Genomic DNA, 23,799 nt, shown 5'->3' with positions numbered 1-23,799 from the left:
ACCACGGCTCATCCCACGTTCGTGACGATCGCGATACGCCCCTCTGACCGGGATGAGGTGCAGGATATCTACTGTAAATCAGAAATTCGGTAAAGTAGAATATTTTCGCCCGGGAGAATTGACCTTGCGGTTGGTGTGTTGGCCGTCAGGCCCCACGAGGGATTGTAGGTCCCGACGACGCCCCGGCTCGACGCACAGTCAGTGACTCAAGCTTCGCTCACTTGGGGTGACAAGTGCAGTTTGTGCCAAAACGCCGTGGACTGACGGAACGCCCCTTGTCGTGAGTGCAACACCTGTTTCGACTGCATTTCGTAAGGGAGGCAACTACAATCTGAGTCGGACGCGGGGCGTGTGTAGCGGGACCAGGAGACATGGCGCGCTGGAAGCAATCGTGGAGCGACGACGATCTGAATCGGCTCAGGAAGCTTGCGGGGACCAAGCCAATCACGATGATCGCGAAGGAGCTCGGTCGGACCACGGGAACCGTGCTCGCGAAGGCGATCGAGCAAAAGCTTCCTGTCATCCATCGGATCGAGCGAACCTCGCAAGGATCGAACCTGCCTTGAATGCGGAGCTCCTGCCGCGGACGCAGGGGTCCCGGATTGCGCTTCGCTCCATCCGGGCTCCGAGACCTCAGCCTCTTGGCGACCGTGGCGTCCTGCGCTTCGTTGCATGCCGGCGCGGCGTTCGCGTCACGCGCGGACGAAGCCTCGTTGCAGCGGCGGCACGGCGTGGCTTGGCCGCGGCTTGCGGGCCGCGGGCGAGCTCCATCAGCATGCGCAGCGCCTCGACCACCGAGCGCTGGCGCACCACCGTACGGCCGATCGCACCAAAACGCTGCTCGCGATGGATGATACGGCCGTCGCGCGCAGCAGCCGCAAAATGGACGAGACCGACCGGCTTGCCGGGGGTGGCGCCGCCGGGGCCGGCAATGCCGGTGATGGCGACCGCGAGATCGACGCCGGCGCGCTCCAGCGCGCCGACCGCCATTGCGGTCGCGGTCTCCTTGCTGACCGCGCCGAAATTGGTGAGCGTGCTGGCCTCGACCCCCAGCATCGCGCGCTTGGCGTCGTTGGAATAGGTGACGAAGCCGCGATCGATGACGTCAGACGAGCCGGGAATATCGGTCAGCGCGCCCGCGACAAGACCGCCGGTGCAGGACTCGGCGGTCGCGATCGTCAGCTTGCGCATCCGGCACAGATCGAGCAGCGAGCGGGAGAGGGCGCGTGCGTCGCTGCTGCCCATGATCTTAGACGCTCCAGGGGAGACGAATGGTGGCGCTCGCGGTGGCCGCGATCCCTTCCTCGCGGCCGGTGAAGCCGAGCCGCTCGCTGGTGGTCGCCTTTACCGCGACGCGGGAGATGTCGACGACGGAGATCTCGGCAATGCGCGCGCGCATGGCGTCGCGCAGCGGGCCGATCTTCGGCCGCTCGCAGATCATCGTGACTTCAAGGTTCGCGATACGGCCGCCGCGCTGTGTGACACGCTCGATGGCGTACTTCAAAAACTGGTCGGAGGAAGCGCCCTTCCACTTGGCATCGCTCGGCGGGAAGTGCGAGCCGATGTCGCCGTCGGCCAATGCGCCGAGGATGGCATCGACCAGCGCATGCAGGCCGACATCACCGTCGGAATGGGCCAGGAAGCCTTTCGTGTGCGGCACGCGGACGCCGCACAGCATCAGATGGTCGCCTTCGCCGAAGGCGTGCACGTCGTAGCCCGTGCCGGTCCTGATGTCGCCAAGCAGGCTGGCCAGGCGCGCTTCCTCGCGCACGAAATCCTCGGGGGTGGTGAGCTTCATATTGGCAACATCGCCTTCAAAGGTCGCAACCGTCAATCCCGCCCATTCGGCGATCGCGGCATCGTCGGTGAAATCGGAGAGACCGTCCTTCGCTGCACGACGATGCGCTTCGAGGATGACTTCGAAACGAAAGGATTGCGGCGTTTGCGCGATTCGCAAACTTGCCCGATCAGGCGTGTCCTCGACATTGCCGTCCGCGCTGGTGACCTTGATGGTGTCGGTGACGGGGACGACGGGGATCGCAGCGCCGGTTCGGCTGGCCGCTTCGATCGCGCGCGAGATCACGCCTGCCGAGACGAAGGGACGCGCGGCGTCGTGGATCAGGACGATGTCGGGCTTATGCTTTGCGAGCGCTTCGAGACCGGCGAGCACCGAGGCCTGGCGCGTTGCGCCGCCACTGGTCGGGGCCTCGTGCTTCAAGCCTGCGACCGCTGCCGTGAATATGGTGCTGTCGTCGGGGTTCACCACCGGCTGCACGGCGAACACGTCGGCGTGGACGCTGAAGGCTTCCATGGCGCGGTAGATCACGGGCACACCGCCGATCTCACGATATTGCTTGGGACCACCGGCGCCTGCGCGCAGGCCACGACCGGCCGCAACAAGAACGACTGCAGTGCGCTGTGATTTCGCCATAGGACTCGAATATTCAACTGTTAAGGAATGCGTCGGGCGTGGGGGGATTGCCGGCATGCCTCTAGCACGGCAGGCCCGCAAAAAAAGGGGGTTTCCCCGGAATCTGGGATTCAGCATTTTGCTGCACTGCACTTGAAAGATTTGCAGAACTGTCTAAACTGTAGGCATGGCGCTTGACTGCACAAGAATTGTGCGCAAGATAGGCCATGGCAGGTGCGATGAGGCGCTGCCCACTCAACGGGACCACTGTGATCGATTCGGTAGGATCAGGCTCTAAGCCGTTGAAAATAGGCGATATTGCAATCGCCGCCCCGGTCTTCCTGGCCCCGATGTCGGGAGTGACGGACTCACCCGTTCGCAAGCTCGCGGCCGAGCTGGGGGCCGGCCTTGTCGTCTCCGAAATGACGGCCAGCGACGAGCTCGCCAATGGCCGCCGGATGTCGCGGTTGCGCTGCGAGGCGACCGGGATCGGGCCGCACGTGGTCCAGCTTGCCGGCTGCGAGGCGCATTGGATGGTCGAAGGGGCCCGGATCGCAGAGGCCGAGGGCGCCGACATCATCGACATCAACATGGGCTGTCCGGCCCGCCACGTCACCGGCGGCCAGTCGGGCTCGGCCCTGATGCGCGATCTCGATCACGCCGTCAGTCTGATCGAGGCGACGATTGCCGCCGTGAATGTGCCGGTGACGCTGAAGATGCGGCTCGGCTGGGACGATCATACCCGCAACGCGCCGGAGCTCGCGCGTCGCGCGGAAGCTGCCGGCATCCAGCTCGTCACAGTGCATGGCCGCACCCGCTGCCAGTTCTACAAGGGCGAGGCCGATTGGGATGCGATCCGCGCGGTGCGCGAGGCCATCTCCATTCCGCTCGTCGTCAATGGCGACATCACGACTTACGAGAAGGCGCTTGCAGCACTCGAGGCCTCCGGCGCCGATGCCGTGATGATCGGCCGCGGCGCGCAAGGCCAGCCTTGGCTCCCGGGCGAGATCGGCCGGCGCCTGAATGGTGGGGCGGCGGAAGCCACGCCCTCGCTCGCAAAGCAACTTCATTATGTCCGCACGCTCTATGAGGGCGTCTGCGCACTCTATGGCCTGCGGGTCGGCCTCAAGCATGCACGCAAACATCTCGGCTGGGCGCTCGACGTCGCAGCGGAAGCGAGCGACGCGCCGTTCGAGACGCTGAAGGCCTGGCGCCGGAAAATCCTCACCTCCGAGGATCCGGGCCTCGTCTACCAGTCTCTGCAGGATGCCTTCGACGATTTCGCACGGAGCGCTGCTGCATGACTTCGGCCGCCGACCATCGCAACCCGTCCGACAGCGACGCGATCCTGGATGCCCTGCCCAATCCCGTGCTGATGATCGGGCCTGATGGCAAAATCGTCGCCGCCAATATCGCGACCGAAGCGTTCTTCGATATCTCGACGCAGTTCTTGAAGCGGCAGTCGCTGAAAGAGCTGGTGCCGTTCGGCAGTCCCTTGCTGGCGCTGATCGACCAGGTGCGCTCGTCGAACTCGCCGGTCAACGAATACAAGGTCGATCTCGGCACGCCGCGCATGGGCGGAGACCGCCAGGTCGATCTGCATGTCGCGCCGCTCACCGAGCGGCCCGGCCACATCGTGGTGATGCTCCAGGAGCGCTCCATCGCCGACAAGATGGACCGACAGCTCACCCACCGCAGCGCGGCGCGCTCGGTGATCGCGCTAGCAGCCATGCTTGCACATGAGATCAAGAATCCGCTCTCCGGTATCCGCGGCGCGGCACAATTGCTGGAACAGCAGGCTTCCTCGGAAGACCGTATGCTAACGCGGCTGATCTGCGACGAGGCCGACCGCATCGTGACGCTGGTCGACCGCATGGAGGTGTTCGGCGACGAACGGCCCGTGGTGCGCGGCCCCGTCAACATCCATTCCGTGCTCGACCACGTGAAGCGGTTGGCGCAGTCGGGCTTTGCCCGCAACATCCGCTTCGTCGAGGATTACGATCCCTCGCTGCCGCCGGTGCTGGCGAACCAGGACCAGCTGATACAGGTGTTCCTGAATCTGGTGAAAAATGCCGCCGAAGCGCTGATCGACGTTGCCGACGGAGAGATCCAGCTCACCACCGCGTTCCGCCCCGGCGTGCGTCTGTCAGTCCCCGGTCAAAAATCCCGGGTATCCCTGCCACTTGAGTTCTGCGTGAGGGATAACGGACCAGGCGTGCCGGACGACCTTCTGCCCAATTTGTTCGATCCCTTCGTGACCACCAAGCAGACCGGCAGTGGCCTCGGTCTCGCGCTGGTCGCCAAGATCATCGGCGATCACGGGGGCATCATCGAATGCGAATCTCAGCCGCGCAAGACCACTTTCCGCGTGCTGATGCCGATGTATTCCACATTGGTGAAACATGCCGATCACAGCAGTCGCGACGGCTCTGCCGGGAAGTCGTCGTCTGCATCACAGGGGGCAAAATGAGGATCAACAATGCCCGCAGGTAGCATTCTCGTAGCTGATGACGACACCGCCATCCGCACGGTTCTTAACCAGGCACTTTCCCGGGCCGGGTATGAAGTCAGGCTGACCGGCAACGCCGCAACGCTGTGGCGCTGGGTCAGCCAGGGGGAGGGCGATCTCGTCATCACAGACGTCGTCATGCCGGACGAAAACGCCTTTGACCTGCTGCCGCGCATCAAGAAGATGCGGCCGAACTTGCCGGTCATCGTCATGAGCGCGCAAAACACCTTCATGACGGCGATTCGCGCCTCCGAGCGCGGGGCGTATGAATATCTGCCAAAGCCCTTCGACCTGAAGGAGCTGATCGCGATCGTCGGCCGCGCGCTCGCGGAACCGAAGGAGCGGGTCGCGGCGCCGGACGATGACGGCGAGATGGAGGCGATCCCGCTGGTCGGCCGGTCGCCGGCGATGCAGGAAATCTATCGCGTGCTCGCACGCCTGATGCAGACCGATCTCACCGTGATGATCACGGGCGAGTCCGGCACCGGCAAGGAGCTGGTGGCGCGCGCGCTGCACGATTACGGCAAACGCCGCAACGGCCCGTTCGTCGCGGTCAACATGGCGGCGATCCCGCGCGATCTCATCGAGTCCGAGCTGTTCGGCCATGAGCGCGGCGCCTTCACCGGCGCCAACACCCGCGCCTCGGGCCGGTTCGAGCAGGCCGAGGGCGGCACGCTCTTCCTGGACGAAATCGGCGACATGCCGATGGAGGCGCAGACCCGCTTGCTGCGGGTGCTGCAGCAGGGCGAATACACCACCGTCGGCGGCCGCACCCCGATCAAGACCGACGTGCGGATCGTCGCGGCCTCCAACAAGGATCTGCGCGTGCTGATCCAGCAGGGTCTGTTCCGCGAGGATCTGTTCTTCCGCCTCAATGTCGTGCCACTGCGGCTGCCGCCGCTGCGCGAGCGTATCGAGGACCTGCCGGATCTCGTGCGGCACTTCTTCGCGCTGGCGGAGAAGGACGGCCTGCCGCCGAAGAAACTCGATACGCTGGCGCTGGAGCGGATGAAGCAGCACCGCTGGCCCGGCAACGTGCGCGAGCTCGAAAATCTCGCCCGGCGTTTGGCGGCGCTCTATCCCCAGGACGTGATCACGGGTTCCGTCATCGACGGTGAGCTGGCTCCGCCCACGGTCAGTCCAGGTGCTGCGGTCCAGCAGGGCGTCGATAATCTCGGCGGTGCGGTGGAGGCTTATCTGTCATCGCACTTCCAGGGCTTCCCGAACGGCGTGCCGCCGCCGGGCCTCTATCACCGCATCCTCAAGGAGATCGAGGTGCCGCTGCTGACGGCCGCGCTCGCGGCTACCCGGGGCAACCAGATCCGCGCCGCCGATCTGCTTGGCCTCAACCGCAACACGCTGCGGAAGAAGATCCGGGATCTCGATATCCAGGTGTATCGGAGCGGGGGCTAGGCCTTCGCAAACGGACGGTGGCTCAGCTCCCCTACCAAAGCGGAGCTGAGCCTGTCCGAATCGCGCCGGCCTTTGTGGCCCGCGCGGTGAGCTGAAGTCCGAAGCGGGCTGAAATGTTCCTCTGGAAGATTCGAATTCGTCATTCGGCCGCAAGTCTTTCGCCTCGCACCTACCTGATCAGGCGGGCCAAGATCGGTTGAATCAAGACCGGTTGAATATTGGCCATCTCCGCCGTCTCGTCCTGCCTGCTTGGGCCATTGACCAAGAGGTCTGAGGCCACGATCAGCAGCAGCACCGCTGACACCATGATTGCGAGAAATATCCTGTCCATGCGGGGTCAAGCCGGAGTGGCTGGATTCTGTTCCCGGGAAAACCCGCAAGCGATTGAGCATGCCCCTGTGGACGCGCCTGTCCGCCGCGGGATAGACGCCGCGGAATTGTCGTAATTAGGCAACAATGTGGTATGAATGCATCAGTATCCGCGCGTCGCGGACCCGTTTTCAGCACCCCATTGCCGGAATGACCAGCGCAGATACCTCGGCCGCATCCTTTGACACGGCCCCAGCGGAAGAGCCCCGGCGCTGGTCGGTGCGACGCTGGCTGGCGCCGTTTGCGGTGGCGCTGGCGCTGCTGTCGGCGTTCCTGACTTTCCTGGTTCTGACCGGCCTGACCAAGATCGAGCCGACGCCGGAAGTGGTGCGCTCGATCTACCTGATCAATGCGGGCACGATCCTGCTGCTGGTCGGCATCATCGTGCGCGAGCTCTGGCAGCTGATCCTGGCGCGTCGGCGGGGCCGGGCGGCGGCGCGCCTCCATGTCCAGATCGTCAGCCTGTTCTCGATCGTTGCGGTGCTCCCGGCGGTGCTGGTCGCCGTCGTTGCCAACGTCACGATCGAGCGCGGCCTCGACCGGCTGTTCTCGGGGCCGACCAAAGAGGTGATCCAGAACTCGCTGACGATCGCGCGGGCCTATATGCAGGACCATGCCCAGCTGATCCGCGGCGACATCCTCGGCATGGCCAACGATATCGCGCACGCAAGGCCGCTTTACGACCAGGATCGCCGCTCGTTCCGCGAATTGCTGACGTCCAGCGCCGGCTCCCGCAATTTGCCCGGCGCGATGATCATCGACAAGAACACCAACATCCTCGAGTCCGCCGACACCGGCATGCGGCTGGCCTATTCGCCGCCGGCGCCGGACTTCCTCAGCAACGTCAACGAGAATGAGCCCGAGATCGCGGTGCTGCCCGACGCGAGCTACGTCGCCGCGGTGATCCGCCTGCGCGCCTTCAACGACACCTTCCTTTACGTCGCGCGTCCGCTCGACCCGAACGTCGTCAACCAGCTGAAGCAAACCGAGGTGAGCGTCGCCGAATACGCCCAGATCGAGTCGCGCCGGCTCGGCATCCAGGTCGCGTTCGCGCTGATGTTCGCGGTGATCGCGCTGACCATTCTGATGGCCTCGGTGCTGATCGGGTTGAACTTCGCCAACTCGCTGGTGGCGCCGATCCGGCGGCTCATGAATGCGGCCCACACCGTCTCGACCGGCAACCTTCATGTGAAGGTGCCGGTGCATCAGTCGGAAGGCGACCTCGCCCAACTCGGTGAGACCTTCAACAAGATGACGCAGGAATTGCGCAGCCAGCGCGACGAGCTCGTCAACGCCAGCGACCTCATCGACAGCCGGCGCCGTTTCATCGAGGCCGTGCTGTCCTCCGCAAGCGCGGGCATCATCGGCGTCGATACCTCCGGCAGCGTCGGCATCCTCAACCGCTCCGCCGAGAAGCTGATCGGGCATTCCGAGGCCGAGACGCTCGGCCATCCGCTCTCCGACGTGCTGCCTGAGCTCGACGAGATGATGAAGACGGCGCGGGAAGGGACCCAGCGCCTGGTGCAGGGCCAGATCACCATTACCCGCGACGGCAACGAGAGCAATCTGTCGGTCCGCGTCAGCGCCGAGAAGAACCAGCCGCACGACAGCTACATCATCACGCTCGACGACATCACCGAGCTGGTCTCGGCGCAGCGCACCTCGGCCTGGGGTGATGTCGCGCGCCGCATCGCCCACGAGATCAAGAACCCGTTGACGCCGATCCAACTCTCGGCCGAGCGCATCCGCCGCAAGTTCGGCAAGGACATCACCGAGGGCAAGGACAAGCAGATCTTCGAGCAGTGCACCGACACCATCGTGCGCCAGGTCGACGACATCCGCCGCATGGTCGACGAGTTCTCGCGCTTCGCGCGGATGCCGAAGCCCGTGATGGAAGGCGAGGACGTCGCCGATGCCGTGCGGCAGGCGGTGTTCCTGATGAAGGTCGCCCATCCCGAGCTCGATATTGAAGCCGAGTTCAAGGAAGATCCGCTGCGCGCCCAGTTCGACCGGCGGCTGATCTCGCAGGCGGTCACCAATATCGTCAAGAACGCCACCGAGGCGATCGAGCAGGTGCCGGCGGAGGAGCTAGGCAAAGGCCGCATCGATGTCGTGGTGTCGCGCGAGGGCGAGGATGTGCTGATCGACGTCGTCGACAACGGCATCGGCCTGCCAAAGGTTGCGCGCTCGCGGCTGCTCGAGCCCTATGTGACGACACGCGCCAAGGGCACCGGCCTTGGCCTTGCCATCGTCGGCCGCGTGCTGGAAGACCATGGCGGCCGCATCGAGCTGAAGGATGCCTCCGACTTCCGCGAGGGCCAGCGCGGCGCCTGGATGCGGATGCGCTTTGCGCTCTCCGGCGCTCCGCCCAAGAGCGAGGGAGCCGAGGCGGCACCAGTGACCGAGGAAGCAGCCGCCGCGTCCGTCATGGACAAGGCGCAGGAAACAAAAGAGCCGGCGGCCGAAACCAAAGAGCCGGCTGAAAAGACCAATGATTCTACGAAGATCGAAGCCTCAACAGGCAGCTGACAAGACAGGCGCGACCCATGGCAAATGAAATTCTGATTGTCGATGATGAGGCCGATATTCGGGATCTCGTTGCGGGCATCCTCGAAGACGAGGGTTTTGTCACGCGAACGGCACGCGACAGCGATACGGCCCTGGCCGAAATCGCCAACCGCAGGCCGCACCTCGTATTCCTCGACATCTGGCTGCAGGGCTCCAAGCTCGACGGCCTGCAGCTGCTGGAGCAGGTCAAGAAGGACAACGCCGATCTGCCTGTCGTGATGATCTCCGGCCACGGCAACATCGAAACCGCGGTCGCCGCGATCAAGCGCGGCGCCTATGATTTCATCGAGAAGCCGTTCAAGGCCGACCGGCTGATCCTGGTCGCCAATCGCGCGCTGGAGAACTCGCGCCTCAAACGCGAAGTGAAGGAGCTGAAGCAGCTCGCGCCGAGCGCCAGCCAGCTGGTCGGCCGCTCGCCGAGCATGAACCAGTTGCGCCAGACCATCGAGCGCGCGGCCAAGGCCAACAGCCGCATCCTGATCGTCGGTCCCGCCGGTGCCGGCAAGGAGTTGACCGCGCGTACGCTGCACACGGCATCGGGCCGTGCCGACGGCCCCTTCGTCGTCATCAACGCCGCGGCGATCACGCCCGAGCGAATGGAGCACGAGCTGTTTGGCGTCGAGCAGTCCAACGGCGAGCATGCGCGCAAGCCCGGCGCGCTCGAGGAGGCCCATGGCGGCACTCTGTTCATCGACGAGATCGCGGACATGCCGCGCGAGACTCAGAACAAGATCCTGCGCGTGCTGGTCGAGCAGTCGTTCCAACGCGTCGGCGGTACCGGCAAGATGCAGGTCGACGTGCGCATCATCTCCTCCACCGCGCGCAACCTGGAGGAGGAGATCGCGGCCGGTCATTTCCGCGAGGACCTCTATCATCGGCTCTCGGTGGTGCCGATCCGCGTGCCCGCGCTGTCAGAGCGGCGCGAGGACATTCCCGAGCTGATCGACTATTTCATGGAGCAGATATCGGCCGGCAGCGGCCTGCCCAAGCGCCAGATCGGCCAGGACGCGATGGCCGTACTGCAATCGCATGTCTGGCCGGGCAATGTGCGCCAGCTCCGCAATAACGTTGAGAGAGTCATGATTCTGGCCGCAGGTGGACCGGAGGTGATCATCACCGCCGATATGCTGCCGCAGGACGTCGGCTCGATGGTACCGGCGATGCCGACCAGCAACAATGGCGAGCACATCATGGGCCTACCGCTGCGCGAGGCCCGCGAAGTGTTCGAGCGCGACTATTTGATTGCGCAGATCAGCCGTTTTTCAGGAAATATTTCTCGGACGGCCGAGTTTGTTGGCATGGAACGTTCGGCGCTGCACCGAAAGCTGAAGGCGCTCGGCGTCGGCTAACGCTCGACGTTGCGGCCGCCGGTGGCAGACAAGCGAGGAAATACATCGATTTCCGTAGATTTTCGGGGGCAATTGGGCTTGGCCTGCCGCTTGAAGCGGCTTGCCTAATAACCCGTCCTGCCTTCTAATCGAACCGTTGTTCCTCCGAGGGGGATCTCATGAGGAACGGCAACCGGAAGGGACCCCACATTTTCAAAAGCGGGGCGCAACCGGCGCAATAAAAAGAAACTCAAAGCGAGAAAAAAACAATGGCGGCAGACCGCGCACAAAACCTGCAGGACACCTTCCTTAATCACGTTCGCAAAACCAAAACGCCACTGACGATCTTTCTGGTCAACGGAGTGAAGCTCCAGGGCATCGTGACCTGGTTCGACAATTTCTGTTTGCTGCTTCGGCGCGACGGTCACTCGCAGCTCGTTTACAAGCACGCGATCTCGACCATCATGCCGGGCGCTCCGATCCAGTTGTTCGAAGGCGGCGAGGATCAGCCGGCTTGAGAGTGATCTGATTGGAACCCCGGAATTTCGACGGGGATGCCGACCGTCCACGGCCGGCAGGGGCCAAGCAAACGGGGCGGGTGCTTGTCATCGGCCCCTATTTGCGCGTGCGTGCGGGAAGTGCCGACGCGCAATCGGAGGGCTATGTCCAGCGCGATGCGGAGGCCCGGCTCGATGAAGCCGCCGGCCTCGCGCGTGCAATCGATCTCGTCATTGCCGACGCCATCATCACGCCGATCGGCCAGATTCGCCCTGCGACCTATATCGGCAAGGGCAAGGTCGAAGAGATCGCCGCGCTGGCCAAGAGCCTCGACGTCGAGCTCGTGGTGATGGATTGCGCGCTGGCGCCGATCCAGCAGCGCAATCTCGAGAAGGAATTGCACACCAAGGTGCTCGACCGCACCGGACTCATCCTCGAAATCTTCGGCCGCCGCGCCAAGACCAAGGAAGGCTCGCTTCAGGTCGAGCTCGCCCATCTCAACTACCAGCGCTCGCGGCTGGTGCGATCGTGGACCCATCTCGAACGCCAGCGCGGCGGTTTCGGATTCATGGGTGGTCCCGGCGAAACGCAGATCGAGGCCGACCGCCGCCTGATTCAGGAACGCATCTCCAGGCTCGAGGGCGACCTGCAGAAGGTGCAGGCGACGCGGCGGCTGCATCGCGCCGGCCGCCAGCGCGTACCGTATAGCGTCGTCGCGCTGGTCGGTTACACCAACGCCGGCAAGTCGACGCTGTTCAACCGCCTGACCCGCGCCGACGTGCAGGCCGCCGACATGCTGTTCGCTACGCTTGATCCCACCTTGCGCGCGCTCACTTTACCACACGGCGGCAAGGCGATGCTGTCGGACACGGTCGGCTTCATCTCCAATCTGCCGACGCAGCTCGTCGCCGCCTTCCGCGCCACGCTGGAAGAGGTGCTGGAAGCCGACGTCATCCTGCATGTGCGCGACATCTCGCATGAGGATGCCGAGGCCCAGCAAGGCGACGTCGACGCCGTGCTACGCCAGCTCGGCATCAATCCGGATGATTCCGGCCGCATCGTCGAGGTCTGGAACAAGATCGACCGCTACGATTCCGAGCAGCGCGAAGAGCTTCTGAATATCGCAGCACGCAGGCCCGAAGATCACCCGGCGATGCTGGTGTCAGCCGTGTCAGGCGAGGGGATCGACGCGCTGCTCGCCGCGATCGAAGAGCGCCTCGCCGCCAAACGCACCACGCTCGACCTTTCCATCGACGCCGCAGATGGTGCCGGCATCTCCTGGCTGCATCGGAATTCCGAGGTGCTGGCCAAGGAGCTGCACGATGGCCGCTTCGACATGACGGTAAGGGTGGACGAGACCAAGCGGGATATCGTGGTGAACAGGTTCGACGCCGTGCCGCGCGTGGCTTGATCGGTACGTCGTAGCCCCGGATGGAGCGAAGCGAAATCCGGGCTACACGCCAAGCCTCGCATGCTCGCCCATGACGCTGCGTAGCTCTTGCAGATGAAGCGCCAACAAGTCGGCGACATAGGGCGCCGCCGGATCGTCCTGCCTGATTTCCACTGCATGCCCTCTTATCAGGTAGCTGTCTTCGCCGCATTCCACAGCGCATCCATCTCCGCCAGCGACGCCTGCTCCAGCGTGCGCCCTTCCGCCTCCAGAGCGCGCTCGATATAGGCAAACCGCCGTTCGAATTTCGCATTGGTCGCGCGAAGCGCGGTCTCGGGATCGGCATCGACATGGCGGGCGAGGTTGACCAGCGCGAACATCAGGTCGCCGGTCTCTTCCGCGATCTCCTGCTTGTCGTTGCGGTCGAGCGCGGCCTCGATCTCGTCGGCTTCCTCGCGGATCTTTTGCAGCACGGCGCGCGGATCGTTCCAGTCGAAGCCGACGGTGGAGGCCTTGCGCTGCAGCTCCATGGCGCGCGTCAGTGCGGGCTGGCCGGCCTTGACGCCCGACAGTAGCGATTTGTGCGACGGCGTTTGCTCCGGCGGCCGGCGCGCGGCGCGTTCGGCTTTCTCCTCGGCCTTGATGCGGTCCCAGACTTCCTTGACATGGGACGAGGCGAGATTGCCGTCCTTGTCCACGAAGACGTGGGGGTGACGCCGGATCATCTTGCGGGTGATGGCTTCAACGACATCGCCGAACGTAAACGCATTTTGCTCCGAGGCCATCTGGGCGTGGAACACCACCTGCAGCAGGAGGTCGCCGAGCTCTTCGCGGAGATCGTCGAGATCGCCGCGGTCGATGGCGTCGACCACCTCATGGGCCTCCTCGATCGTGTAGGGCGCGATCGTCGCAAAATTCTGCTCGAGGTCCCAGGGGCAGCCGGTCACCGGCGTGCGCAGCGCGGCCATGATCTCGATCAGGCGGGAAATGTCGCGGGAAGGGGTCATTGCGGGGCGGTCTCCAGGGTTCCAGACCTTATGCCAAAAGCGGGCCGCCGTTCCCAGCGGAGCGAGTCGAAACAGGCCGATTTCCACCGATTGGCGGGCCGCTTGCGCAGTGCTAAAGCGCGAGCCATGAGTGACGCATTTTCATCACAAACCGCGCTGGTGCTGTTCTCCGGCGGCCAGGATTCCACCACCTGCCTCGCCTGGGCGCTGAGCCGCTTTGCGCGCGTGGAGACGCTGGGGTTCGCATACGGGCAACGCCACGCCGTCGAGCTCGACTGCCGCGATCGGCTGTTCGACGGCATCAAGGGCTTGCGCGCCGATTGGGCCGCAAAGCTCGGCGAGAGCCATACGCTGTCGATCCCGACGCTCGCTGCGATGTCCGAGACCGCGTTGACCCGCGACGTTGCGATTGCGATGGGCGCCGACGGCCTGCCGAACACCTTTGTGCCGGGCCGCAATCTCGTATTTCTGACCTTCGCCGCGGCGCTGGCCTACCGGCGCGGCATCACCCACATCGTCGGCGGCATGTGCGAGACCGACTATTCCGGCTATCCCGATTGCCGTGATGACACCATCCGCGCCATGGAGACCGCGCTCTCGCTCGGCATGGCCCGCAAGTTCGAGCTGCATACGCCGCTGATGTGGATCGACAAGGCCGCGACGTGGAAGCTGGCGCATGACCTCGGCGGCGAGGGACTGGTCGATCTCATCCGCGAGCAGTCGCACACCTGCTATCTCGGCGAACGCGGCGCGCGGCACGATTGGGGCTATGGCTGCGGCGAGTGCCCGGCCTGCAGCCTGCGAGCGAAGGGATGGCGGGAGTTTGTGGCGGGGAGGTAGCGCGTGTCATTTCGCCGTCATTGCGAGGAGCTCGCGACAAAATTGCGAAGCAATTTTGCGCTGAAGCGACGAGGCAATCCAGAATCCCTCCGCGGAAAGATTCTGGATTGCTTCGCTGCGCTCGCAATGACGGGTGTGGCGCGAGCGCGAGCCTACCGAAAATCCTCGTCCCGCAGCTCGATCGGCTTGCCGTGCGGCGTGCGGTCCGCGGCGTGGTCCCAGGCGTCGCGATAGCGATGCAGCGTTTCCGTTGACGTAACGCCCTTGTGTGCGACGAGACCTTCCAGCGTGGCGAGCCAGTGCAGATAGTAGGTCTCGCCCGTGTCAGGATCGCCGGCGGCCTGCGCGCGCTTGATCTCGGCGGCCAAGGCCGCGGCCCATTCGGGCCAGGTGAACACGCCGCGGTCATGTAGCGTCAGCGCCATCGCAAAGGCATGCGCTTCCCAGGGCGCGCGAAACACCGGGCCGTCATCATCGCGCGGAATGCTCGGAATGGCCGCCGTCGCGGCGGCAGCAGTGCTGCTCATGACGCGGGGTCCAGATACGGCTCGAACGCGTCGATCGAGACCTTCAGCGTCGGATCACCATCCGCGCCCCAGAGATCGCGGCCCTCGAACACCACGGTGTAGAGCCATTGCGGATTCTCGCCGAGCTCCATCGCCGCGGAATCCGGAAACACGTGGCAGCCATGATTCAGCTCGACCACACCGACATGGCCGCGCACATAGCGCGGCAGCCGCGTGTGCGTGGTCGGATGGATGTTCTTGGCGCGGACGCGGTCGCCGATGTTGAATTTGGCGGTTGCAGGCGCAGGGCGGGCGAACTTGCCACGCACCATGATGCGCTCGACATTGGCGAGGTCGAACTTGCCGTGCTTGAGCGCCTTGCCGGGCTTCATCGCATGGCCGGCGGCGACCTCCTCGCGGGTGAGGTAGCCCTTCTCGATCAGCATCTCCTCGAGGCCGAGGAACCATTTCTTGTAGTAAGAGCTGGAGAGGTAGACATGCGGCGGCAGCGTCTCGCGATAGAAGCGCGAGGTGTCGATGTTGAACGCGCCGGCCGCGCCCATCGCGCGCACCATCGCCAGCACGCGGGACTCCCACTCCTCGTGGAACACCGGCTCGTTCGACTCGGCCTCGACCTTGCCGAACCCGTCCATGCCGCCCATGTCGTGGACGCCGTTCACGACGGGGCCCCGGGCTTTTTGGCGAATCCAGTGCCGATCATCGAGTCTCGCGTAACGAGGTCGGCAAGCTGCTCCTCGCTCCAGCCTTCGGTGCCATCGGGGCGCATCGGCAGCACCAGGAAGCGTGTTTCGGCGGTGGAGTCCCAGACCCGGATTTCCATGTCCTTCGGCAGCGTGACGTCGAAATCGGCGAGCACGCCGCGCGGATCCTTGACCGCGCGCGAGCGGTAGGGCGAGGCCTTGTACCAGACCGGTGGCAGCCCGAGCATTTCCCAAGGGTAGCAGGAGCACAGCGTGCACACGACCATGTTGTGACGCTGCGGCGTATTCTCGACCACGACGAGATGGTCGCCAACGCGGCTGACATGGCCGAGCGTGCCGATCGCCTTGCTGCCGTCCTCCAGCAGCGCCTGCTTGAACGCCGGATCGGTCCACGCCTTGGCGACGACGCGCGCACCGTTGTGCGGACCGATCTTGGTCTCGTAGGCCTCGATGATGGCGTCGAGCGCGGCCGGCTCGACATAGCCTTTTTCGGTCAGAATCGTCTCGAGCGCGCGCACGCGCAGCTCGGTCTGCGACAATTCCGAATGATCGTGGTCGTGGTGATGATGGTGATCGTGATCGTGGCTCATGCGCGAAAGATTAAGCGCATGGCCCCGTCCTGTCGAGCCTTCGTTGCAGCGCGATCGGTCCCATATTCGTGACGCCGTTTGTGCGCTACGATCAGACGAAAATCGACATCGGAGACGCTCCATGAAAGACTTCGTCAAGATCGAGAAGGGCCTCGGGCCCGAGGGTCGGATCGCAGTGGTGCGGTTCGACCGTCATGACGGCATCAATGCCTTGTCGCCGGAGGCGCTTCGGCAGCTCACCGCAGCCGCCCGCAGCTTCGAAGATGATGCGGCGACATCCGTCGTGGTACTGACCGGGAATTCGGGCGCGTTCAGCGCAGGGTTTGATCTGAAGGACGACGAAGGGCGCTCGCGCAAGGAGATGGATCTCGGCACGCTGCGGCGGCATCTCAAACTCGGGCCGCGCCTGACGCATGCCTGGCAGGAGATGGAGCAAATCACGATCGCGGCGATCGAAGGCTTCTGCGTCGGCGGCGGCGTGGCGCTTGCGGTCGCGCTCGACTTCCGCGTGATGGGGAGCGACGCGCATCTGCGCGTGCCCGAGATCGGGCTCGGCATGAATATGAGCTGGCAGAGCATCCCGCGCATGTTGCATCTGATGGGACCGGCCCGCACCAAGCAGGCGGTGATCCTGGCCGACGAGCGCATCTCCGCTGACGAGGCCTATCAATGGGGCCTGGTCGAGCAGGTCGTCGACCCCGGCTACGCCTTCGATGCCGCCATGGAGTTGGCCCGCAAGGTCGCGGCGCAACCGCCGCTCTCGGTCGCCATGACCAAACTGACCGTCAACCGGCTCGCGCATGCGCTCGACGATCTCGCCAGCCATATGGATATCGACCAGTTCGCGCTGGCAAGCCTCAGCGAGGACCACAAGGAGGGCGTCGAGGCGTTCCTGACGCGGCGCAAACCTAAGTTTAGAGGAAGGTAGCCAACGCTTTCTTTACCGCTTTGCGCGGGAGAGATGCGCCACAAACCGATTCTCAATGCCGCCTGCGATATCCACCCCGCAAGTTTCTGCCCAAGGGTGGGCGCTCGTGGTTAAGGGATTGCGGACATGCTCGCCGCCGACACGCACGTCGTGCCTGATCTGGCACTCGCCTGTGGCACCGTCATTGCGCTGCTGATCGCGCTGATCGCCGGCATCTGGCTGCGCTCTCGTCGGCTATTCAGCAAGCTTAGGGCGCTCGAGGCCGAACGCGCCGAGCACGCCAGGCAATTGCAGGATACCAACGCCCGGCTGACGTCGTCGCTCAAGGCGGCCGAGATCCGCACCAAGGAAATCGCGCTGCTGACCGAACTCTCTGGTCTGCTGCAGTCCTGCCAGAAGCCTGAAGAAATCTTCGCTGCGGTCGAGACCTATGCCGGATTCCTGTTTCCGGACGAAGCGGGCGCGCTGTACCTGATGAACGATGCCCGCGATGGCGTCATGCGTGGACCCCGCTGGGGCGAGATGGCCTCGACGTCCCAAGCCTTCGCGCTGGAGGATTGCTGGGCGTTGCGCCGCGGCACCAAGTTCCCCGTCTCTGAAGCGAGCCAGGGTCTTGTCTGCGGCCATGCCTGCTGCGAGGCCGGTGTGGGCACCTATGTCTGCGAGCCGCTGGTTGCGCAGAACACGCTGCTCGGCGTGCTCTATCGTGAGAGCAGCGGCGCATCGTTCACCGACGGCACCGATCAGCTCGCCACCATGCTCGCCGAGCAGATATCGCTGGCGCTCGCCAACCTTCAGCTTCGCGAGCAATTGCGTAGCCAGGCCATCCGCGACCAGCTCACCGGGCTCTACAACCGCCGCTTCCTCGAGGACGCGCTGGCACGCGAATCCGGCCGTGCGATGCGCACCGGCGAGACGATGGCGCTGCTGATCATCGACGTCGACCACTTCAAGAAGATCAACGACACCTTTGGCCACGAGTCCGGCGACGCCGTGCTTCGCGAGCTCGGCGCGGTGCTGGAAAAGACCATCCGCAGGACCGATATCGTCGGCCGCTTCGGCGGCGAAGAGTTTTTGGTGCTGATGCCCGGCGCCGATATCGATGCCGCGCTCGCCCGCGCCAATGCCGTGCTCGATGCTGTCAGGGCCATGCATGTCGACATCCCCAACGGCGCGCCGCTGCGCAACATCACGGCGTCGATCGGCCTCGCCGTGACGCCACTGCATGTGCCGAAGGGCGACATGCTGGTCGCGGCCGCCGACGCTGCGCTGTACCAGGCCAAGGGGCAGGGCCGTAACCGCGTCGTCGAATCCGACCGCCGCGCCCTGATGGCGCCGCTCGCGAAGACGGGGACGGACGGCTAGACGGATTCCCGCAGGCATTGAATCGCCCGCCGATCTGTGCCGTAACAGGTTTTGGCGGCAGCGGCTCGGTCAACCATCCCGCACGCGCCGCGGGAGGGACCGATAATGCATCGCTGGAAGTTGATCGCACCGCTCGTGGTGTGGCTGGCGATCTATCTGTGGCCGGTGCCGGCGGGTCTCAACGCCAATCAGTGGCACTATTTCGCCGTGTTCGCGGCCGTCATCACCGGGCTGATCCTGGAATCGATGCCGGTCGGAGCGGTCGGCCTGATCGGGCTCACGGTTGCCGGCGTCGGCGGCTATATCGATGCCGATCCCAACAAATCGCTGCGCTGGATGCTGGCAGGCTTTGCCGAGAGCACGGTGTGGCTGATTGTCGGCGCCTTCGTGTTCTCGATCGGCTACCGCAAGAGCCAGCTCGGCCGGCGCATCGCGCTGGTGCTGGTGCGGCGTCTTGGTACCAACACACTCGGGCTCGGCTATGCCGTCGCGATGTCCGACTTCCTGCTCGCGCCGGCGACGCCGTCCAACACCGCGCGCAGCGGCGGCATCGTCTATCCCATCATCAGCAACATCCCGCGCATCTACGGATCCGAGCCCGGACCGACCGCCGGCAGAATCGGCACCTACGTGATGTGGACCGCGTTCGCGGCGACCGCGATCACGAGCTCGCTGTTCTTCACGGCGCTGGCGCCGAACGCGGCGGCGCTGGCGATCGCCAAGAAGACGGTCGGCGTCGATGTCAGCTGGGGCCAGTGGTTCATCGGCTTCGCGCCGCTCGGCATTCTCCTGATGATCCTGGTGCCGCTGCTCAGCTACGCGATCTGCAGGCCTGAGGTGAAGCGCAGCCCGGAAATCTCCGATTGGGCCGCGAACGAGCTCGCGGAGATGGGCCCGATGTCGCGCGACGAGTGGATCATGCTGGCGCTGATCATTCTGGCGATGTTCCTGTGGATCGCGGGCTCGAGCCCGGACATCCACGTGCCCTTGCTTGGTTCGAACTTCGTCAATGCCACCACCGTCGTCTTCATCGTCATCTCGCTGATGCTGGTCACGGGCGTGATCGAGTTTGCCGACATCGTCGCCGAGAAGAGCGCCTGGGAGGTGTTCTTCTATTTTACCTCGCTGTTGACGCTGGCTTCGGGACTGAACGAGATCGGCTTCATCAAATGGTTCGCCAATGAATTCGCCAAACCGCTTTCGGGGCTCTCGCCATCGACCGCGATGATCCTGCTGGTCGCGCTGTTCTTCTGGATCCACTATTTCTTCTCGAGCATCACCTCGCATGCGGCAGCCGTACTGCCGGTCGTGCTCGCGGTCGGCTCCGGCATTCCCGGTCTGCCGGTCACGACGCTTGCGATGCTCTGCATGTATTCGCTCGGCCTGATGGGCGTGATCTCGCCTTACGCAACGGGGCCGGCGCCGATGTATTACGGCAGCGGCTATATCGGGAAGGGGCAATTCTGGGGCTTTGGCCTGATCTTCGGTGGGCTCTATTTCGCCGGGCTGCTGGTGATCGTGATGCCCTGGCTAGCAATGGTTCGGTGAGCCCTGCCGCAGGTGGATATCCCCGGCAGACGAATCTTCTTCCAGAGCGGGGGATTGGGAAAACTTCGCCCAACTCCGATCACCGGCGTGATCGGCCGCTCCGGCGCCGGCAGCGGCACGTGCTGCTACAAGAGCTAGCCGAGGAGAGCCTCGGCAGGGGCGTCTGCATCTGGCTCAGCCGGCGGCAATCCAGCCGACGCCGGGCCGGCAACCAGACTGTCGAGATCGACGAGAAACAGATCCGCCATGTGGGTGAGCTGGTGGAGCGGGATGCTGATCTCACCGCTTTCGGCATGTGCGACAAACTCGGGCGAGACGCCGACGAGGTTCGCAATCTGGGCCTCGGTGTAGCCACGCGCCTCGCGCGCGCCTCTGACCTGCGCGCCGATATGGCGCCTGTGCAACGCCTGCTCTTCCTCGGTCATCATCAGGGCCTGCTCGTCCGCGCTTGCGACGCCATCGGCAAACGCGACGCCCAGCAGCCGCCGCTTCTGCCACGCCACGCGGCAGGCCTTACGCAAGCCATCGGCAAAGACCAGCGTGGCTTCTTTCGGAAACGACAGCGACCAGTCGAGCTTCAGCCGTGCGCCGGTCCCGGACACGTCCGCGATGGTACAGGGGATACTCACGGCGCCTCGGGCGCCATCAAACTCGATGATCCCGGTTCTCGCCGTGGACTGCCTGGTCGCAGCGCGCAATTCGCTCATGGACGTCGCCCCCGGATGCCCGGCACCGCTGAAAAATCTGCAGCCGATTTTACCTCTCGGGCTTGCTGCGCTCAATCGAACCCGCAAGCCATGGTGAAGGATTCGTTCTCGGTGGAGCAGGGCGGGCCGCCAGGAATGAACCTTCCAGCCGGGCGACGCCACCAAGATTGGAGATCGCCCTTCGCCTTCCGGACACCCCAATGAGATCGCTTGCCTTGCTCTGCCTGCTCGCATTCGCCACGCCAGCACATGCGGCCTCTCCCGAGCAGCACTATCTCGATCTGCGCGACCGCTACATCGCCAAATTCTCCAAGGCCAAGGAGAGCGACGAGACATTCAAGCAGCACGATGCTGCGCTCGACGAGCTGACCGGAGTGCTGCGTGGCCTGGTGGGCCCGGTCACGATCAAGGGGTTGCCGGCCGACGGCAAGTCGAACGCCGACACGCTGTTCAAAGGCGACAGCGGCTTCGGCCATCTCGACGGGCTCGCCTTCGCCACCGAAGGCGACAAGCAGCAGGCCGTGGTGACCACGACATCGCTGCTCAAGCACTGGCTGCGCGAACACAGCAAGGACGGCATGCCGCAGGCGATCGATGCGGCGTTCCGGTCGGATCGCTTCTACTATCAGGCGATCCAGGACTCAGCCTTCGCCAAATATGCGGAGCTGCCGATCACCAGGCCTGCATCCGCGAGTGCCGCGGTGGCGGTGCTCGGCGTGCGCGGCAATGGCGACCTCAAGGGGCCGCCGGACGAGATCGACGTGGTCGCGATCGAGGGCGACAAGGTGTTCTTCCTCGCTGCAACCGAGGCCGTGAAGACCGCCGAAATCCCGGCTTGCGAAAAGACCTGGAAGCAGATGATCGCCAGGAAGGTCCCGCAGGATTCCATGGCCAAGGAAGACCAGGCCATGGAGGCCTACACAAAATGCTTCGTCAAGGAGGCGCCAAGCCAGAGCTGGTTTGCGGCAGCGATCAAGAAGGCGCAGAGCCAGCTGGAGCTTCTGCCGCTGCGCTAACCGATCAGGAAGCGGTGTTCCGGCAGTCCCTGTGCGACGCCGTGAATGGCAAGGAGATGACCAGCCTGAGCCTCGACGCCGAGCTGTTGCGGCCCCAGGAATTTTCTGGCCGTCGTCACAAACAGCGTCTTGAGATCGCTGCCTCCGAAGCACAGGCACGTTGGATTGGTCACAGGCAGCGGAATGACCGTGTCGATCGTTCCGTCTGGTCGATAACGCACCACCCGGCCGCCTGAAAAGAACGCCGTCCACAGCCCGCCGGCAACATCAACGCAGGCGCCGTCGGGTCTCTGCTGCGAGGCGCTGTAATCCGCAAACAGGCGTCGGTTTCGGACCGCGCCATCGTCGAGATCGAAGTCGAACGCCCAGGTGCAGTATCGCCGCGTGTCCGTGAAATAGAGCGTGCGACTATCAGGCGAGAACGCAATCCCGTTGGTCACGATGACGTCGTCGAAGATGCGCGCCACCTGTCCGTCTCCGGTCACGCGATACAGCGCGCCATTCGGACGATGCAGCTGGTTGTCCATGGTGCCGATCCACAGGCGGCCACGCGCGTCGACGCGGCCGTCATTGAGGCGGTTGTCGAGGCCGCGCTCGACTTCGATGACGGTCTGGCGATGGTGAAGCGCGAGGTCCTGCGCGAGCAGATGCGAACCGTCTGCCGTCAAGGCCTGGCTGCCGAGGAATTGGCAATCATAGGAGGTGACGTGATGCGCGCCCGTGGCCGGATCGAAGGATTGATGCAGCCTGCCGTCAATGTCGACCCACCAGAGCTTGTGGGACCGGTCGCACCACAAAGGGGTCTCGCCGAGAATATCCGCGCTGGCGACCGCGGTCTCGACCTTGCCAGGGGAAATTGGATTCACGGTCATGCCGGAATCCGGTTCCAGCCGCGCGCGCCGTCTCCGAACACCTGATATCCGTCCGGGGTCACGGCGATGGTGTCTTCGAGCTTGATGAAGCCTCGTCGCGGGTGCGGCAGCGTCGTCTCAATCGAGATGACCATGCCGGCCTCCAGAGGCGCGTTGGCGTCGTCGGCGGGGTAAGGGACGGGTCCGCTCGCGGTCAGACGCGGCGCTTCGTGGCTGACGATGCCCATGCCGTGGGCGACGAAATGCATCTGCTTGCCGTGAGGGGACCGCGCAATCGCTTCGGTCGCGGCGGCGTAGATTTCGCTGCCTGTGAGACTGGCACGTATCGGCCCGCGGGCTGCCTGCTGGATCAGGTCGATCTCGTCGAGCAGATCGACAAGTTCGCCGTCCGGCGTCCCGTGGACTGCCATCCGGCAGAGATCGCCGATATAGCCCCTGTAGTTTCCGCCTGAGTCCAGCGAGACGATATCGCCGGGCTCAAGGCGCTGCTCGGAAGGTGCCCTGTTGAGGCTCGTTCCCATTGTCACCAGCGCGTATTCGAAGATCATGTCGCGCGCCAGTTCGGCGTGGCGCAGGTGCTCGACGATCTCGCGCTTGCTCTGTCCGGGACGGGTTCGGCTGACGGCATCCATCATGGACGCGACCACACGCTCGGACGCCTCGCGAAGGATTTTCAGTTCGGCCATGGTCTTGATCGACCGCAGTTTCTCCAGCGGCCGCATCGCCTCGACGAGCCGGCAATCGGGTAGCTCCTTGCGCAGCACATCCGCCGCATCGGCCGGCAGGAATGACATCTCGGCGCCGACGCGAAGTGCGGGCGTCGCGACGGATTTGACGTGCTTGAGAGCGAGCGTCATCGCCTCGACCGAGGTGGACGATCCGAACACAACCAGCGGCATCCAATAGCCGGCGCTGGTTCGGTTCTGAACGCTGTCGCGCTCGTTCCGGTTGGCGATATAGACCGACTTGTCGAGCTCGCCCTTCACGTAAACGAGGATCGGCAGATACCGGCTGATGCCGATCGCTTCCATGTACGCGAACTGAAAATGATAGTACCCGCCGAGAAGGTACTGGATGTTGTGCTTCGACGTCACGATCAGGACGTCGATGCCGAAATCATCGAGCAAGCCGTCAAGCCTGACCGTGGAGAATGGAATGTTGGCGTGCATCGATAGTTCTTCTGCGTCGACGATTTGATCTTGCTGGCAAGGCG

General features: G+C 64.3%; 23 protein-coding genes. 13 read left to right on the top strand and 10 right to left on the bottom strand.

Annotated elements, in window-relative coordinates; all coding sequences use genetic code 11:
* The first annotated feature begins 371 nt into the window (after positions 1-371).
* Entirely contained in the window at positions 372-566 is a 195-nt protein-coding gene (locus tag ABIA96_RS32810; protein WP_354141055.1) for a hypothetical protein, read from the top strand.
* A 67-nt stretch (positions 567-633) separates the two neighbouring features.
* On the opposite strand, the gene ABIA96_RS32805 is transcribed toward ABIA96_RS32810, so the two are convergent.
* Complete coding sequence (locus tag ABIA96_RS32805; RefSeq protein ID WP_354141054.1) at positions 634-1,245, bottom strand: CinA family protein; 612 nt, start codon at positions 1,243-1,245, stop codon at positions 634-636.
* 4 nt (positions 1,246-1,249) lie between these two features.
* Positions 1,250-2,431, bottom strand: coding sequence for a bifunctional 2-C-methyl-D-erythritol 4-phosphate cytidylyltransferase/2-C-methyl-D-erythritol 2,4-cyclodiphosphate synthase (locus ABIA96_RS32800; RefSeq protein WP_354141053.1), 1,182 nt, complete (start codon positions 2,429-2,431; stop codon positions 1,250-1,252).
* A 281-nt stretch (positions 2,432-2,712) separates the two neighbouring features.
* On the opposite strand from ABIA96_RS32800, the gene dusB reads away from it, so the two are divergent.
* From dusB to ntrC, 3 genes are read left to right on the top strand one after another with little or no spacing between them, the layout of a single operon-like run.
* Entirely contained in the window at positions 2,713-3,714 is a 1,002-nt protein-coding gene (dusB, locus tag ABIA96_RS32795) for a tRNA dihydrouridine synthase DusB (RefSeq protein WP_354141052.1), read from the top strand.
* The gene (locus ABIA96_RS32790) at positions 3,711-4,880 is read left to right on the top strand and encodes a two-component system sensor histidine kinase NtrB (protein ID WP_354141051.1); all 1,170 of its coding nucleotides are present in this window, start codon (positions 3,711-3,713) and stop codon (positions 4,878-4,880) included. The genes dusB and ABIA96_RS32790 overlap by 4 nt, the downstream gene beginning before the upstream one ends.
* A 9-nt stretch (positions 4,881-4,889) precedes the next feature.
* Entirely contained in the window at positions 4,890-6,332 is a 1,443-nt protein-coding gene (gene ntrC, locus ABIA96_RS32785) for a nitrogen regulation protein NR(I) (RefSeq protein WP_354141050.1), read from the top strand.
* Between the two features lie 169 nt (positions 6,333-6,501).
* Here the strand turns inward: ntrC and ABIA96_RS32780 are convergent, their stop codons facing one another.
* Positions 6,502-6,639, bottom strand: a complete 138-nt coding sequence (locus ABIA96_RS32780; protein WP_354141049.1) for a hypothetical protein — start codon at positions 6,637-6,639, stop codon at positions 6,502-6,504.
* A gap of 212 nt (positions 6,640-6,851) precedes the next feature.
* On the opposite strand from ABIA96_RS32780, the gene ABIA96_RS32775 reads away from it, so the two are divergent.
* The 4 genes from ABIA96_RS32775 (at position 6,852) to hflX (ending at position 12,506) form a co-directional block, all read left to right on the top strand.
* Positions 6,852-9,230, top strand: coding sequence for a sensor histidine kinase (locus ABIA96_RS32775; RefSeq protein WP_354141048.1), 2,379 nt, complete (start codon positions 6,852-6,854; stop codon positions 9,228-9,230).
* A gap of 17 nt (positions 9,231-9,247) precedes the next feature.
* Positions 9,248-10,618, top strand: a complete 1,371-nt coding sequence (ntrX, locus tag ABIA96_RS32770; RefSeq protein ID WP_354141047.1) for a nitrogen assimilation response regulator NtrX — start codon at positions 9,248-9,250, stop codon at positions 10,616-10,618.
* Positions 10,619-10,866: 248 nt separating this feature from the next.
* On the top strand, positions 10,867-11,115 hold the full coding sequence (gene hfq, locus ABIA96_RS32765; protein ID WP_007591126.1) for an RNA chaperone Hfq: 249 nt from the start codon (positions 10,867-10,869) through the stop codon (positions 11,113-11,115).
* Positions 11,116-11,126: 11 nt separating this feature from the next.
* Positions 11,127-12,506: a GTPase HflX gene (hflX, locus tag ABIA96_RS32760; RefSeq protein ID WP_354141046.1), complete on the top strand. Its 1,380-nt coding sequence runs from the start codon at positions 11,127-11,129 to the stop codon at positions 12,504-12,506.
* Between the two features lie 167 nt (positions 12,507-12,673).
* On the opposite strand, the gene mazG is transcribed toward hflX, so the two are convergent.
* The gene (gene mazG / locus ABIA96_RS32755) at positions 12,674-13,492 is read right to left on the bottom strand and encodes a nucleoside triphosphate pyrophosphohydrolase (RefSeq protein WP_354141045.1); all 819 of its coding nucleotides are present in this window, start codon (positions 13,490-13,492) and stop codon (positions 12,674-12,676) included.
* Positions 13,493-13,618: 126 nt separating this feature from the next.
* Between mazG and queC the strand changes: the two genes are divergently transcribed.
* Positions 13,619-14,332, top strand: a complete 714-nt coding sequence (queC, locus tag ABIA96_RS32750; RefSeq protein ID WP_354141044.1) for a 7-cyano-7-deazaguanine synthase QueC — start codon at positions 13,619-13,621, stop codon at positions 14,330-14,332.
* A gap of 152 nt (positions 14,333-14,484) precedes the next feature.
* On the opposite strand, the gene ABIA96_RS32745 is transcribed toward queC, so the two are convergent.
* From ABIA96_RS32745 to nthA, 3 genes are read right to left on the bottom strand one after another with little or no spacing between them, the layout of a single operon-like run.
* The gene (locus tag ABIA96_RS32745; protein ID WP_354141043.1) at positions 14,485-14,859 is read right to left on the bottom strand and encodes a nitrile hydratase accessory protein; all 375 of its coding nucleotides are present in this window, start codon (positions 14,857-14,859) and stop codon (positions 14,485-14,487) included.
* Entirely contained in the window at positions 14,856-15,518 is a 663-nt protein-coding gene (gene nthB, locus ABIA96_RS32740; protein WP_354141042.1) for a nitrile hydratase subunit beta, read from the bottom strand. Before nthB ends, ABIA96_RS32745 begins: the two co-directional genes overlap by 4 nt.
* A complete protein-coding gene (gene nthA, locus ABIA96_RS32735; RefSeq protein WP_354141041.1) occupies positions 15,515-16,150 on the bottom strand; it encodes a nitrile hydratase subunit alpha in 636 nt (211 codons plus the stop codon). The genes nthB and nthA overlap by 4 nt, the downstream gene beginning before the upstream one ends.
* Before the next feature lie 121 nt (positions 16,151-16,271).
* Here nthA and ABIA96_RS32730 point away from each other — a divergent pair, with 121 nt between their 5' ends.
* From ABIA96_RS32730 to ABIA96_RS32720, 3 genes are all read left to right on the top strand, one after another.
* Positions 16,272-17,078 (top strand): enoyl-CoA hydratase/isomerase family protein, encoded by an 807-nt coding sequence (locus ABIA96_RS32730; RefSeq protein WP_354141040.1) that lies wholly within the window; start codon positions 16,272-16,274, stop codon positions 17,076-17,078.
* A gap of 126 nt (positions 17,079-17,204) precedes the next feature.
* A complete protein-coding gene (locus ABIA96_RS32725) occupies positions 17,205-18,443 on the top strand; it encodes a sensor domain-containing diguanylate cyclase (protein ID WP_354141039.1) in 1,239 nt (412 codons plus the stop codon).
* A gap of 105 nt (positions 18,444-18,548) precedes the next feature.
* Entirely contained in the window at positions 18,549-19,991 is a 1,443-nt protein-coding gene (locus ABIA96_RS32720) for a DASS family sodium-coupled anion symporter (RefSeq protein WP_354141038.1), read from the top strand.
* A 134-nt stretch (positions 19,992-20,125) separates the two neighbouring features.
* Here the strand turns inward: ABIA96_RS32720 and ABIA96_RS32715 are convergent, their stop codons facing one another.
* Positions 20,126-20,698, bottom strand: a complete 573-nt coding sequence (locus tag ABIA96_RS32715) for a helix-turn-helix domain-containing protein (protein WP_354141037.1) — start codon at positions 20,696-20,698, stop codon at positions 20,126-20,128.
* 200 nt (positions 20,699-20,898) lie between these two features.
* Between ABIA96_RS32715 and ABIA96_RS32710 the strand changes: the two genes are divergently transcribed.
* On the top strand, positions 20,899-21,714 hold the full coding sequence (locus ABIA96_RS32710; RefSeq protein ID WP_354141036.1) for a hypothetical protein: 816 nt from the start codon (positions 20,899-20,901) through the stop codon (positions 21,712-21,714).
* Here ABIA96_RS32710 and ABIA96_RS32705 read toward each other — a convergent pair.
* Together ABIA96_RS32705 and ABIA96_RS32700 are read right to left on the bottom strand one after the other, a co-directional pair.
* Positions 21,711-22,586, bottom strand: coding sequence for an SMP-30/gluconolactonase/LRE family protein (locus tag ABIA96_RS32705; protein WP_354141035.1), 876 nt, complete (start codon positions 22,584-22,586; stop codon positions 21,711-21,713). The genes ABIA96_RS32710 and ABIA96_RS32705 overlap by 4 nt on opposite strands.
* Positions 22,583-23,755, bottom strand: a complete 1,173-nt coding sequence (locus tag ABIA96_RS32700; RefSeq protein WP_354141034.1) for a M24 family metallopeptidase — start codon at positions 23,753-23,755, stop codon at positions 22,583-22,585. The genes ABIA96_RS32705 and ABIA96_RS32700 overlap by 4 nt, the downstream gene beginning before the upstream one ends.
* Between the last annotated feature and the right edge of the window lie 44 nt (positions 23,756-23,799).

Origin of the sequence: Bradyrhizobium sp. LB11.1, from assembly GCF_040549385.1 — a bacterium.
In the GTDB taxonomy this organism is placed as follows: Bacteria; Pseudomonadota; Alphaproteobacteria; order Rhizobiales; family Xanthobacteraceae; genus Bradyrhizobium.
The sequence above is the reverse complement of the archived record's forward strand: the minus strand, read 5'-3'. Positions and strand labels throughout refer to the sequence as shown.